This is a genomic window from Xanthomonas albilineans, from assembly GCF_002939705.1.
In the GTDB taxonomy this organism is placed as follows: domain Bacteria; phylum Pseudomonadota; class Gammaproteobacteria; order Xanthomonadales; family Xanthomonadaceae; genus Xanthomonas_A; species Xanthomonas_A albilineans.
Genome location: NZ_MDCB01000012.1, coordinates 51,018 through 63,783, shown reverse-complemented (window position 1 = coordinate 63,783; position 12,766 = coordinate 51,018). Strand labels below are relative to the sequence as shown.

13 protein-coding genes are annotated in these 12,766 nt (G+C 64.6%); all 13 read left to right on the top strand.

The features are described from left to right. Positions 1-100: 100 nt before the first annotated feature. The 13 genes from XalbCFBP2523_RS11615 (at position 101) to dxr (ending at position 12,750) form a co-directional block, all read left to right on the top strand. Positions 101-604 (top strand): Csu type fimbrial protein, encoded by a 504-nt coding sequence (locus tag XalbCFBP2523_RS11615; protein WP_045765973.1) that lies wholly within the window; start codon positions 101-103, stop codon positions 602-604. 32 nt (positions 605-636) lie between these two features. Next, a complete protein-coding gene (locus XalbCFBP2523_RS11610) occupies positions 637-1,377 on the top strand; it encodes a fimbrial biogenesis chaperone (RefSeq protein ID WP_052687946.1) in 741 nt (246 codons plus the stop codon). Next, positions 1,340-3,694 carry a fimbria/pilus outer membrane usher protein gene (locus XalbCFBP2523_RS11605; protein WP_146084077.1) on the top strand — a complete coding sequence of 785 codons (2,355 nt, stop codon included), beginning with the start codon at positions 1,340-1,342 and terminating at the stop codon, positions 3,692-3,694. The genes XalbCFBP2523_RS11610 and XalbCFBP2523_RS11605 overlap by 38 nt, the downstream gene beginning before the upstream one ends. Continuing rightward, positions 3,691-4,716: a Csu type fimbrial protein gene (locus XalbCFBP2523_RS11600; protein ID WP_045765975.1), complete on the top strand. Its 1,026-nt coding sequence runs from the start codon at positions 3,691-3,693 to the stop codon at positions 4,714-4,716. Before XalbCFBP2523_RS11605 ends, XalbCFBP2523_RS11600 begins: the two co-directional genes overlap by 4 nt. 91 nt (positions 4,717-4,807) lie before the next feature. After that, a complete protein-coding gene (locus XalbCFBP2523_RS11595) occupies positions 4,808-5,131 on the top strand; it encodes a hypothetical protein (RefSeq protein ID WP_045758221.1) in 324 nt (107 codons plus the stop codon). Continuing rightward, positions 5,131-5,850 carry a fimbrial biogenesis chaperone gene (locus XalbCFBP2523_RS11590; protein ID WP_230597169.1) on the top strand — a complete coding sequence of 240 codons (720 nt, stop codon included), beginning with the start codon at positions 5,131-5,133 and terminating at the stop codon, positions 5,848-5,850. The genes XalbCFBP2523_RS11595 and XalbCFBP2523_RS11590 overlap by 1 nt, the downstream gene beginning before the upstream one ends. Before the next feature lie 286 nt (positions 5,851-6,136). Beyond that, a complete protein-coding gene (gene rpsB / locus XalbCFBP2523_RS11585) occupies positions 6,137-6,934 on the top strand; it encodes a 30S ribosomal protein S2 (RefSeq protein WP_045765976.1) in 798 nt (265 codons plus the stop codon). Positions 6,935-7,081: 147 nt separating this feature from the next. Beyond that, complete coding sequence (gene tsf, locus XalbCFBP2523_RS11580; RefSeq protein ID WP_045765977.1) at positions 7,082-7,960, top strand: translation elongation factor Ts; 879 nt, start codon at positions 7,082-7,084, stop codon at positions 7,958-7,960. A gap of 530 nt (positions 7,961-8,490) precedes the next feature. Next, the gene (gene pyrH / locus XalbCFBP2523_RS11575) at positions 8,491-9,213 is read left to right on the top strand and encodes a UMP kinase (protein ID WP_012916512.1); all 723 of its coding nucleotides are present in this window, start codon (positions 8,491-8,493) and stop codon (positions 9,211-9,213) included. Between the two features lie 189 nt (positions 9,214-9,402). After that, positions 9,403-9,960, top strand: a complete 558-nt coding sequence (frr, locus tag XalbCFBP2523_RS11570) for a ribosome recycling factor (RefSeq protein WP_012916513.1) — start codon at positions 9,403-9,405, stop codon at positions 9,958-9,960. A 39-nt stretch (positions 9,961-9,999) separates the two neighbouring features. Beyond that, positions 10,000-10,740: a polyprenyl diphosphate synthase gene (uppS, locus tag XalbCFBP2523_RS11565; RefSeq protein WP_045758226.1), complete on the top strand. Its 741-nt coding sequence runs from the start codon at positions 10,000-10,002 to the stop codon at positions 10,738-10,740. Then, positions 10,737-11,561 (top strand): phosphatidate cytidylyltransferase, encoded by an 825-nt coding sequence (locus XalbCFBP2523_RS11560; RefSeq protein WP_045765978.1) that lies wholly within the window; start codon positions 10,737-10,739, stop codon positions 11,559-11,561. Before uppS ends, XalbCFBP2523_RS11560 begins: the two co-directional genes overlap by 4 nt. Position 11,562: 1 nt before the next feature. Beyond that, positions 11,563-12,750: a 1-deoxy-D-xylulose-5-phosphate reductoisomerase gene (gene dxr, locus XalbCFBP2523_RS11555; protein ID WP_045765979.1), complete on the top strand. Its 1,188-nt coding sequence runs from the start codon at positions 11,563-11,565 to the stop codon at positions 12,748-12,750. Positions 12,751-12,766: the final 16 nt, after the last annotated feature.

The window sequence follows — 12,766 nt, the reverse complement described above, 5'->3', positions numbered from 1 at the left end:
CCACGATCACGATCAGTATCTAAAAACGAGCGTAATGGCGCACATTTTGCATCCTAACGGGCACCGGCGGTCATCCGTCATTTCACCAAAGAGCCGTGCCATGCAAGCCTTTCACCGTGTCCTCGCCTTCACCGTACTGTTCACCACCACCACCGGCCTGGCATCGGCGCAGACCAATTCGGTCACCTTCAACGTCAAGATCCAGATCAACAGCGCCTGCAACATCCAGACCACCCCGACCGACGTCAACTTCGGCAGCGTCAACTCGACCCAAACCTCGATCACCAGCACCGGCACCTTGAACGTGCGCTGCACCAGCGGCACCCCTTACAACATCTCGCTCAATGCCGGCACCGGCACCGGTGCGACGGTGCTCACGCGCACCATGGGCAGCGCCACTGCCAGCAACACCTCACGGGTCCCCTATGCGCTGTATCGCGACTCGGCAATGACCCAGAACTGGGGGTCGACCATCGGCCTGGATACCCAGGCAGGTACCGGCAACGGTAACGTGCAGCCCGTCACCGTCTACGGCCAAGTCGCCAGCGCGAACTATCCTGCTGATTCGTACAGTGACATCGTCACTGCCACCGTCACCTGGTAAGTACGTAGTGACTCATCGGAGCGCCTGCCTGCATGTTTTCGCCATCGCATTCCATGCTGCGCCTGCCGGCCATCGGGCTCCTGTGGCTGACGGCAACTGCCACCTGCACGGCCTCCAGCCTGCAGGTGGCGCCGACCTCGGTGACGCTGGCCGCCACGGACTCCGCTCAAGGCATTTGGCTCAGCAACAGCGGCGATACGCCGCTGCATGCGCAGGTGCGGGCATTTCGCTGGCACCAACGCAATGGCGAAGACCTGCTCGACCCCAGCGACAAGATCGCGATCAGTCCACCAATGCTCGAACTGGCACCGCATTCGCAACAGCTGGTGCGCATCATCCGCCTGGATGCTGCGCCCAACGCCACCGAGGAAACGTATCGCATCTTGGTGGACGAATTACCGACAAAGGATGCCGACACCGGCAGCAACACCGGCCTGCAATTCGTCCTGCGCTATTCGCTGCCGATCTTCGTCAAGCCGGTCGCCAGTGTCGCACCCGTGTTGCATGCGCGGCTGATCCACGATGGCGCGGCCCAGACGCTGGAAGTCGCCAACCAAGGCAACGAACACGCGCAAGTGGTAGATCTGAACTTCGTCGCCAGCGATGGCCGCCATATCGCGATCACCAATGGCCTGGCCGGTTACATCCTGCCTGGCCAGCACAAGCGCTGGCCGCTACCAGCCACGCTCGCGCACGCGAAAGGTACGTTCCAAGCAAAGATCAACGGAGCCTCCCTTGCCCAGCCGCTTCCATTGGATGCAGCGGCTCCTTGAGGTGCTGCTGGCACTGTGTGTCTGCGCCGCCGCGATCGACGTCGCCGTCGCCCAGCCCAGTAGCACCCTGCCCTCCCGGGAAACGCTGTATCTGGAAGTGACCGTGAACCAGACCCGCAAACCTGGCCTATTCCAATTTCAACGCGACGGCACGCAGCTGCGTACCAACGTCGCTACCCTGCGCCAACTCGGCCTGCGCGTGGACGCCAGCGACAGCGCGGCGACACTGTCATTGAGCGATCTGGAAGGAGTGCGCTTCCACTACGATGCTAGTCTGCAAAAACTGGCCATCGACGCACCGGTGGCCTTGCTCGACGCGCCAGTGACCCACATCGACGCGCAAGGCAACACACCCGCGCTACCGGCGACCAGTTCCCCCGGCGCCCTGCTCAACTACGACCTGTACGCCAGCCACCAAGGCGATGCCAGCAATCTCACCGCCAGTGGCGAAGTACGTGCATTCGGGCTGGGCAATGGCGTGCTCGGTCGTGGTCTGTTGCGGCAATCGTTCGTCGGCCGACTGACCCACGACCCCCAGCAAGACTGGCACAGCCAGGCGATCCGCCTGGACACGCAATGGCAATGGTCGCTCCCCGACCGCATGACCAGCGTGGTGCTAGGCGATACCCTGGGCAGCAGCACCAACTGGAGCCGCACCTTGCGACTGGGCGGGCTGCGGGTCGGCAGCGACTTCGGCCTACAGCCATACCGCGTGACCTCGCCCCTGCCGGAATTCCTGGGCGAGGTCACGGTGCCATCGAGCCTGGACCTGTACGTCAACGGCATCCGCCAATACGGCGCGCAACTGCCGGCCGGCAGATTCCAGCTATCGGCCGCACCAGGCGTGGACGGCGCCGGCAATGCGCAGGTGGTCATCACCGACGCCTACGGCCGGACGCGTTCGATTTCCTTCCCCTTCTACGCCACGCAGCAACTGCTCGCCACCGGCCTGAACGACTGGTCGGTGGCACTGGGCCGCGTCCGCCAAGGGTACGGCAGCACCAATTTCTCCTATGCCGGCGACACTGTCGGCAGCGCCAGCTGGCGCCGCGGCCTCAGCCCACACCTCACCGTCGAAGCCCACGCCGAAGCGGGCGCCGGGGTCCGCAACGTCGGCGCCGGGGCCATCTGGCTACTGCCGTGGGCCGGCGTGGTCGGCGCCTCTCTGGCGCATGGCAGCGACCCCACCAGCGACGGCATCCAGTACACGCTCAGCTACCACTGGAACAACGGGCATTTCAATGTGGGCGTGGACACTCAGCGCGCGCAGCCTGGCTACCGCGACGTCGCCTCGGAGTACGGCACGGCGCCTGCACGCATCAGCGACCGCGCCCTGCTCGGCACCACTTGGATTCCGCTAGGCAACGTCTCGCTGAGCTATGTGCGTCTGGCCTATCCCGGCAGCAGCGACGCGCGCTACGCCAGCCTGTTCTGGAGCAAGGTGCTGGCGCGGCAATCGTCGTTGACCCTCAGCGTCAATCAGAATCTGGACCAGAGCCGTGATCGCAGCATTTATCTGGGCTGGACGATCGCATTGGAAGGCAACCGCCAGGGCAGCGTGGCGCTGCAACAGGCCGGCGAGCGCGTGAGCGCGACCGCCGACCTCGGCCATTCGGCGACGGCCGATAACGTCGGCTGGCGGCTACAGGCGCGCAGCGGCCAGGACAGCGGCGGCCTGGCCGAGGCAAACTGGCGCGGCGACAGCGCGCGCTACGCCGGTGGCATCGCCAGTAACAATGGCCAAATCTACGGTTATGCCGAGGCAACCGGTGGCCTGGCCTGGATCGGCGGTGGCTGGTTCCCGCGGCGCGATCTCGATCAAGCCTTCGCCCTGGTCTCCACCGACGGCGTCGCCGGGGTGCCGGTGATGCTGGAAAACCGCCCGATCGGCACCACCGACGCACGCGGCTTCCTGCTGGTAACGCCGTTGCTGGCCTGGCAACACAATCAACTATCGATCGACCCGATGCATCTGCCAGCGCAGGCACGGCCGGAGAAGATCGACCAGATCGTGGTCCCGCGCGACCGCACTGGTGTCGTGGTGAAGTTCCCGATCCGCACCAGCGACGGCGTTCTGGTGCAACTCGAAGATACCGACGGTGCGCCACTGCCGGTCGGCAGCCGAGTCCATGGCCCGGGCATCGACACGATGGTCGGTTACGACGGCGAAGCCTATATAGAAGGCCTCAAGCACGGCCCCAACAATCTGGAAGTAGAGACCGGCACAGGCCAGTGCAAGGTCCGCATCGCCTACACTGCGCAGCACCGACCGGCACGCCTGGGGCCGCTGCGCTGTAGCGCGGAAACCACGCCATGACGCTGCGCGAAGCACGCACGTTGGCCCTGGGCATGGCCCTGTTGGCGATCGCGACGCTGACGTGCGAACGCGCCAACGCCACCACCATCTGTAGCGCGCAGGCTTCGGCCCTGAGCTTCGGCACCCTGTCCGACACCGCAACCACCGACGCGACTGCACAGATCGTCGTGACCTGCCAGACCGGCGCGATCAGCATCCTGGGCACGATTTACGTGCGTCTGTGCCTGAACATCGACGAAGGCGCACAAGGCGGCAGCCTGGGCATTGCGACGCGGCGCATGCTGAACCCACTCAATGACAGCCTCAACTTCCAACTCTACCAGGATAGCGCGCGCAGCCTGATTTGGGGCAACGCCCTGAATGGTTCCACACCACTGCAAGTGGACATGAGCTATTCATCACTCTTACTAGGAGGCAGCAGTAGCAGCACTTTCACCATTTACGGACGTGTGCCGTTGCAAAATGGACTTGCTACCGGGAACTACCAAAACAACTTCAGCGGTTTTTACACCAACCTGCAGTATCGCTACAGCGAGCCACTGATCGGCAATCCCGGGTTCATGCCGGCTTCCTGCACCAGCGGTGGCTTAGGCGGAGGCAGTTCGGTGCAGTTCCCATTCGTCGCATCTATCACGGTTCCTTCGACATGCGCCATCGGCAGTATCGCGGATCTGGATTTCGGCAGCCAATCGGGGCTGATCGACAGCGCGTTGAACTACACGACAACCCTCAACATGACCTGCCGCTATCGCACAGCGTGGCAGGTGAGCCTGGACAACGGCCAGAACGCCAACGGCGCTATCCGGCGCATGCGCAACGCCAACGGCCAGTACCTGACCTACGAACTCTACCGCGACGCTGCCCGCACGCAACGCTGGGGCAGCACCCTGAACACCGACACACAGACCGGCACCGGCACCGGCAATACGCAATCGCTGACCCTGTACGGTCAAGTTCCTGCCGTTCAGGCGCCAACCCCTGGCAGCTACAGCGATCTGGTCACGGTCACCGTCACCTACTGATTCCTGAATGGGGGACGCCCGCCCCGATCAAGTTGACCCGGCAAACGCCGTTATCTGCACTGCCTCCCCGTCATACCCGGAATCCTCTGCCATGACTGCGCCGCCGTTCCTGCGATCCTTGCTGCTCGCGAGCCTGTGCCTCGTCTGCGGCAATACGGCAGCACAACACACCGGCACGTACGGCAGCGCCGCACTCCGGATCGGCATCCGCATCCTGCACAATTGCGAGATCAGCGCCGACGGCAATGGTCAAGCCGGCACGCCGCAGATGGTGGCTTGCAGCCATCCCTTGACCTACCAGACGAACATCGACGGTCGCCCAGCGGCGAATAACGACGTTGCGCTGGCCTTGAGCCTACCCACCACCGCCACCTTGCCGAGCAACAGGGCATCCTACGCGACGGTCGCGTTCTAGTGGTCGGCCGCCCTGCCACACTGGCAAGCCGCTGGTGGCTGGCCCTGCTGCTGATGCTGGCAGGAACGGCCAGCGCGGGCGTGCGTATCAGCCCGACACTCGTGCAGATGACGCAGGACACGATGGCCACCGAAATCTGGCTGACCAATACCCAGGATCATCCCTGGCAGGCCCAGGTTCAGGTGTATCGTTGGGTGCAAACCGACGGGGTGGACCAGTTACAGGACACCGACGCGATCCAGCCCAGCCCGCAGTGGATCAACATTCCCGCACAGGGCAAGCAATTACTGCGGGTGATCCGCACCACAACCACGAACACCACGACCGAGACCGCCTATCGCCTGGTGCTGGAGGAACACGACACCGCACCGACCGCGGCAGACGCATCCCACTTGCTCCTGCGCTATTCCACTCCCATCTTCGTGAGTGCGCAGGACAGCACCGCCGCGCCCGTGCTCAGCGCCAGCCTAATCCCAGGCGCACACGGACCGGAACTGCTGATCCGCAACCGCGGCCGTGTCCACGCCCGGCTCAGCGACCTGAGCTTCATCGGCGCCGATGGCCATCGGCTGGCCTTATATGCCAACCTCTCCGGCTACGTCCTCGCCGGGGAGCAGAAACGCTGGCCGCTGCCGGCCGCCGTGGCCGCGGCGCAGGGCGGACATTTCGCCGCCCGGCTGGACGACGCATCACAACTACAGGCGCTCCCGGCCGAATGACCCACCCACCGCGCATTTGTGCTGTCGGTCGCCACAGGGTATAGTTCCGCAGCTGCGTCTCGTTCATTCGAGCGTCGCGAACCGTCCACGCCGGACGCACCGGCGAATTCACACCTGCTGCCATTGCCCGTGCCGGGGTGCTCCGCAAGGAGTTCGGCCACGGAGACAGCAGGGAGGCCCAACCCCGGAATCGTCGTGCATGCCTCCAAGGCCAGCACGTTCCTGCGCGCGCTTCACTCCAATTACACGCCCGCGCATGGCCGATTCCCCATCAGGAGTTACTTTCATGCCCCAGGTCACCATGCGTCAGATGCTGGAAGCCGGCGTCCACTTCGGCCATCAGTGCCGTTACTGGCACCCCAAGATGGCGCAGTACATCTTCGGCGCACGCGGCAAGATCCACATCATCAACCTCGAAAAGACGGTTCCGCTGTTCAACGATGCGATGAACTTCATCTCCAGCATCGCGCAGAAGCGCGGCACCATCCTGTTCCTGGGCACCAAGCGCAGCGCCCGCGATGCGGTGAAGGAAGAAGCCGAGCGTTGCGGCCAGCCGTTCATGACCCAGCGCTGGCTGGGCGGCACCCTGACCAACTTCCGCACCGTCAAACAGTCGGTGGCACGCCTGAAGGAACTGGAAGCGGCAGAGACCGACGGCACCTTCGACAAGCTGGTCAAGCATGAAGTGCTGACCATGCGCCGCGAGCGCGACAAACTGGAAGCCTCGCTGGGCGGCATCAAGGAAATGAACCGCCTGCCCGACGCCCTGTTCGTCATCGACATCGGCCATGAAGACATCGCCATCAAGGAAGCCAAGAAGCTCGGCATTCCGGTCATCGCGGTGGTCGACACCAACTACAACCCGGAACTGGTGGACTACGCCATCCCCGGCAACGACGACGCCATCCGCGCCGTGCAGCTGTACGCGCGCGCCGCCGCCGACGCCGTGCTGGAAGGCAAGGCCGCCGCCCCGCATGCCGCCAGCGTGCGCGAGGAAGAGTTCGCCGAGGCCAGCGACGACAAGGGCCGTGGCCCGCGCAAGAACGGCAAGAAGGCCGAAGAAACCGCTTCCGCTGCCGAGTAACCGGCACGCCATGTGGTTGCGCGATCATGCGCAGCCACTGCCCGGCGCGCACTGCGCGTCCGGGACCGCAGGCGCGACGAGCGCCCGCTGCCCAGAATACCGGCCGGCCGCAAGCCGGCCTTTTCCCACCTTTCGTGAGGTCATCCCGTGGAAATCACTGCTTCCCTGGTCAAGGAACTGCGCGAGCGCACCGGCGCCGGCATGATGGAGTGCAAGAAGGCGCTCACCGAGAACGCCGGCAACATCGACAACGCCGCCGAGTGGCTGCGCAAGTCGGGCCTGGCCAAGGCCGATAAGAAAGCCGATCGCGTCGCGGCGGAAGGCCGTATCGCCATGGCCCAGGCTGGCGGCAAGGCGGTACTGGTCGAAATCAACTCCGAAACCGACTTCGTCGCCAAGGACAACAACTTCCTGAGCTTCTCCGACGCCGTGGCCCAGGCCGCCCTGCACTCCAACGCCGCCGACGCCGAAGCGCTGAAGAGCGCCAAGCTGACCAGCGGCGAAACCGTCGAGGAAGCCCGCGCCGCGGTCATCGCCAAGGTCGGCGAGAACGTGCAGGTGCGCCGTCTGGCGCGTATCGACAGCGCTAACCATGTCGCCGCTTACGTACACGGCGGCCGTATCGGCGTGCTGGTGGAGGTCAAGGGCGGCGACATCGAACTGGCGCGCGGCATTGCCATGCACGTGGCGGCGATGAACCCGCCGCATGTGAAGGCATCCGACGTCCCAGCCGACTTCGTGGCCAAGGAAAAAGAAATCGAACTGGCCAAGATGTCGGAAAAGGACAAGGCCAAGCCGGCGGACATCCTCGAAAAAATCATCAGCGGCAAGATCGCCAAGATCGTCAACGAAGTCACGCTGTACGGCCAGCCCTACGTGCTGAACACCGATCAGACCGTGGAGCAAGCGGTGAAGGCCGCCGGCGCCGACGTGATCGGCTTCCAACGCCTGGCTGTGGGCGAAGGCATCGAGAAGGTGGTGGAAGACTACGCTGCCGAAGTGATGAAACAGGCTGGCCTGGCCTGATATCCCGGAATTGGGGAAGAAAAAGCCGCGCACCGTCGCGGCTTTTTTTACTGCTCGCACCCAGAGTGGATCCGGGCACAGCGTTTGCTCCACCTGCCTCTGCGCAACAGCATCCTGCTACGACGCGACTCACCATCTCGCCAAGTCGCCGCTCGCGACCAGCCCAATCTTCGAGGCGTACATCGTCCCATGGACATCGGCCGATGCGATCGCCAGCCGCACGCATGCACCGATGCGCCGCGCACCCAAGATCCAGCAAGCGCCCTGCACACGCCATTCGAATCATAGTAGCTAACCGACACCGCTGACCGCTATCGCTCTCCCGCATCGACCCCAGCGATGTCGACAAAATCGACAACGTCCATGGCAGCGCCAACCATGCCGCGTACAACTCCAAACAACGTCTCTGCAATCCGCTCACCGCGCTCGTTGCACGATCACGTCGATTGAACCGGGGTTGCGGCGCAGACGCGCTCATGCACATCGGATAGAATTTGCGGGTTTTCTCGTCATCACCCAACGAGGTCGCCATGTCTCAGCTTGCCTATCGCCGCATTCTGTTGAAACTTTCCGGCGAAGCATTGATGGGCGAAGGCGACTATGGCATCGACCCCAAGATCATCGACCGCCTCGCGCGTGAAGTGATCGAGGCGCAGCAAGCCGGCGCGGAAGTCGCGCTGGTGATCGGCGGCGGCAACATCTTCCGCGGCGCCGGACTGGCCGCCGGCGGCATGGACCGGGTCACCGGCGACCACATGGGCATGCTCGCCACCGTCATCAACGCGCTGGCGATGCAGGATGCGCTGGAGAAACTCGGCGCCAAAGTGCGCGTGATGAGCGCGATCAAGATCAACGATGTATGCGAGGACTTCATCCGTCGCCGCGCGATCCGCCATCTTGAGAAGGGCCGCATCGCGATCTTCGCCGCCGGCACCGGCAATCCCTTCTTCACCACCGACTCCGGTGCGGCGCTGCGCGCGATCGAGATCGGTGCCGACCTGCTGCTTAAGGCGACCAAGGTCGACGGCGTGTACGACAAAGACCCGAAGAAACACCCCGATGCAGTGCGCTTCGACAGCCTGACCTACGACGAAGTGATCGCCCGTAACCTCGAGGTCATGGACACCGCCGCATTCGCCCTGGCACGCGACAGCGACCTGCCCCTGCGCATTTTCAATATGAGCCAGCCCGGCGAACTGCTGAAGATCCTGCATGGTGCGGAAATCGGGACGCTGGTGAAAGGCCGGGGCTGAGGGGCCCAATAACGCAGGACGCGCACCGCAACTCACCGTTTGACTGCCCCATGCTGGCGCGACTGCGCCAGAGCGCTTAACGCCGATGCTGCAGCGCGCAATTCGCTTCGCCTCCACACGTCCCGAGTGCCGACCCTAGCCGGTTCCCGGCTATAATTGCTCGATTCAGATTCAGCACGGACACCGGCGATGCTCAACGACATCAAACAAGACGCACAGACCCGCATGGCGAAAAGCATCGACGCGCTGCGCCATACGCTCATCAAAGTGCGAACCGGACGCGCCTCGACCGCCCTGGTGGAACACTTGAAAGTCAACTATTACGGGTCGGAGATGCCGTTGAGCCAGGTCGCCAGTGTCGCCGTCGCCGACGCGCGCTCGCTGACCATTACCCCATGGGAAAAGCAGATGGTCAGCGCGGTGGAGAAGGCCATCCTAGCCTCGGACCTGGGCCTGACCCCGAATACCGCAGGCACCACCATCCGCCTCAATCTGCCTGCTCTGACCGAAGAGCGCCGCCGCGAACTGTCCAAGGTCGTACACGGCGAAGGCGAAGACACCAAGGTCGCGATCCGCAACATCCGCCGCGATGCCAACCAGCACATCAAGGATCTGCTCAAGGACAAGAAGGTCACCGAAGACGAAGCGCGCGGCAGCGAAGACGACATCCAGAAACTGACCGACAAGGCGATCAAGGACGTGGATGAGGTGGTCAAGAGCAAGGAACAGGAACTGATGGCGGTCTGAGCCTGCGCCGTCACGGCCATGCACTCCGACTCTGCATCCATGTCCCTGCCCCGCCATCTGGCTATCATCATGGATGGCAACGGACGCTGGGCGCAGCGGCGCCGTCGGCCGCGCATGATCGGCCACCGTGCCGGCGCCCGCGCGGTCAACCGCACCATCGACTTCTGCCTGGAACGCGGTATCGCCGCGCTCACGCTCTTCGCTTTCTCCAGCGAGAACTGGGGGCGCCCGCAGGACGAAGTGGACGCACTGATGAAACTGTTTCTGCACGCGCTCGATCGCGAGGTCGATGAATTGCAACGGCGCGGCGTGCGCGTGCGCTTCATCGGCGAGCGTGCGCGCTTTGCGCCGTCGCTGTGCGAGCGCATGAATCAGGCCGAAGCGCGGACACGCGATAATCAAGCACTGCACCTGTCGATCGCCGCCAGTTACGGCGGCCGCCAGGACATCGCCCAGGCCGCGCGCGCGCTGGCCGAAGACGTCGCCAGCGGACGCTTGCGTCCGGAGCAGATCGACGAAGACGCGCTCTCGGCACGCCTGGCGCTGGCCGATCTGCCACCGCCAGACCTGTTCATCCGCACCGGCGGCGACCTGCGCATCAGCAATTTTCTGTTATGGCAGATGGCCTATACCGAGTTGTGGTTCACCGAAACGCTTTGGCCGGAGTTCGACGCTCAGGTGCTGCAACACGCTCTGGACGACTACGCCCGGCGCGAACGGCGTTTCGGCCTCACCAGCTCACAGATCGCCGATGCGGCGTCGGAGAACGTTGTCGTATGACCCGTACCCGCGTCATCGCCGCGTTGATCATGGCCCCACTGGCCATCTGCGCCATCGTGCTGCTGCCGACCCAATGGCTGGCCGCGCTGACCGCGCTGATCTTTTTAATCGGCCTGTGGGAATGGCTGAAGCTGGCCGAAATCGACGACACCTTGGCGCGCACCATCCTGCTGATGCTCAACTTGCTGCTGATGGTGTTGCTGGTGTGGGCCTCGGCCGGGTCGCTGGTACTGTTCCAACTGACCACCCTCATCGGCGTCGGCTGGTGGTGCTTAGCCCTGCTGTGGCTGCGCTACTTTCACTTCGGTTCCAACCACGCCACCTACGCGCGGGTGTTCAAGCTGGCTGCCGGCACCCTGGCGATTGTCCCGGCGTGGTCCGCGTTAGGCTTGATCCACGCCAGCGAACCGAACGGCCACCGCTGGCTGCTGACCGCCTTGGCCACCGTATGGGCGGCCGATTCGGGCGCCTATTTCGCCGGCCGCCAGTTCGGCAAGCGCAAGCTGGCGCCGCGGATCAGCCCAAACAAGACCGTGGAAGGCCTGATCGGCGGGTTGCTGGCCGGCCTGGTCGTGGCCGTCGGGTTCGGCTGGCTCGCCGGGATCACCCTGCCGCACCTGCCCGGCCTGCTGATCGTGGCCGCGGCCAGCATTCTCGCATCGGTGGTCGGCGACCTGTTGGAAAGCCTGCTCAAGCGCCACATCGGGGCCAAGGATTCGGGCAACGTCATTCCTGGTCACGGCGGTGTGCTCGACCGCATCGACGGTGTACTGGCGGCATTGCCGATCTTCGCGCTGGGCAAGGACATCTTCGGGTTCTGACATGATCGAGGCGATCCGCACCATCGCTGTACTCGGCGCCACCGGCTCGATCGGGGCCTCTGCCCTGGACGTGATCGCACGCAACCCGGAGCGCCTACGCGCCAGTGTGCTGGCCGCTGGCCGCGACGTGGAAGGGCTGCTGGCGCTGTGCGCGGCGCACCGTCCGGCGCATGCGGTCATCGCCGACCCAGCCCTGTACCCCGCGCTACGCGACGGCCTGGCGGCGGCTGGTTTGCAGACCGCCGCACACACCGGCACCGCGGCACTGGATCAATTGGTCGCCAGCGACGCCTGCGACAGCGTGCTCGCCGCCATCGTCGGTGCCGCTGGCCTGGCCTCGACCCTGGCCGCCGCCCGCGCCGGCAAGCGCCTGCTACTGGCCAACAAGGAAGCCCTGGTGCTGGCCGGAGAACTGGTCACCGCCGCAGCGAGCGCAGCCGGTGCCGAGATCATCCCGATCGACAGCGAACACAACGCCATCTTCCAGTGCCTACGCTCGCGCCAGACCGGCGCCGAGGTGCGACGGGTGCTGCTGACCGCTTCCGGCGGCCCATTCCGTGGCTGGGACCGCGCCCGCCTGCAGGCGGTGACGCCGGCACAAGCGGTCGCGCACCCGAAGTGGTCGATGGGGCCGAAGATCTCGGTCGATTCGGCCACACTGATGAACAAAGGCCTGGAGGTGATCGAGGCGCACCACCTGTTCGCGCTGGCGCCTTCGCGCATCGAGGTGCTGGTGCATCCGCAGAGCCTGGTCCACTCGCTGGTCGAATTCATCGACGGCTCCACCTTGGCGCAGATGGGCCTGCCGGACATGCGTACCAGCCTCGCCGTGGGCCTGGGCTGGCCGGAACGGATCGCCTCCGGGGTCGGCGGACTGGACCTGCTGACGCATGGCCACCTGGACTTCGAGGCGCCGGACATGGATGCCTTTCCCTGCCTGCGCCTAGCTTGGCATGCGATGCAGGCCGGCGGCAGCGCACCAGCGATCCTGAATGCGGCCAACGAAGTGGCGGTTTCAGCGTTTCTTCAGGGCCGTATCGGTTTCCTATCGATTCCTGCGCTGGTCGATAACGCCCTGACCGAGCTGCCTGCGGTCGCGGCCGATTCCCTGGACGCGTTACTGGCAGCAGACGCGCAATCGCGCAAGATCACCGAACTCGCCATTGCCCACCATCCCTCCCATGCTTAATCCGCACGCTGCCATG

Coding starts and splice junctions, on each gene's coding strand:
- pyrH (WP_012916512.1), top strand. CDS start 8,491: ATGTCTCAGCTTGCCTATCGCCGCATTCTGTTGAAACTTTCCGGCGAA.
- XalbCFBP2523_RS11600 (WP_045765975.1), top strand. CDS start 3,691: ATGACGCTGCGCGAAGCACGCACGTTGGCCCTGGGCATGGCCCTGTTG.
- XalbCFBP2523_RS11560 (WP_045765978.1), top strand. CDS start 10,737: ATGACCCGTACCCGCGTCATCGCCGCGTTGATCATGGCCCCACTGGCC.
- XalbCFBP2523_RS11595 (WP_045758221.1), top strand. CDS start 4,808: ATGACTGCGCCGCCGTTCCTGCGATCCTTGCTGCTCGCGAGCCTGTGC.
- frr (WP_012916513.1), top strand. CDS start 9,403: ATGCTCAACGACATCAAACAAGACGCACAGACCCGCATGGCGAAAAGC.
- uppS (WP_045758226.1), top strand. CDS start 10,000: ATGTCCCTGCCCCGCCATCTGGCTATCATCATGGATGGCAACGGACGC.
- XalbCFBP2523_RS11610 (WP_052687946.1), top strand. CDS start 637: ATGTTTTCGCCATCGCATTCCATGCTGCGCCTGCCGGCCATCGGGCTC.
- rpsB (WP_045765976.1), top strand. CDS start 6,137: ATGCCCCAGGTCACCATGCGTCAGATGCTGGAAGCCGGCGTCCACTTC.
- dxr (WP_045765979.1), top strand. CDS start 11,563: ATGATCGAGGCGATCCGCACCATCGCTGTACTCGGCGCCACCGGCTCG.
- XalbCFBP2523_RS11615 (WP_045765973.1), top strand. CDS start 101: ATGCAAGCCTTTCACCGTGTCCTCGCCTTCACCGTACTGTTCACCACC.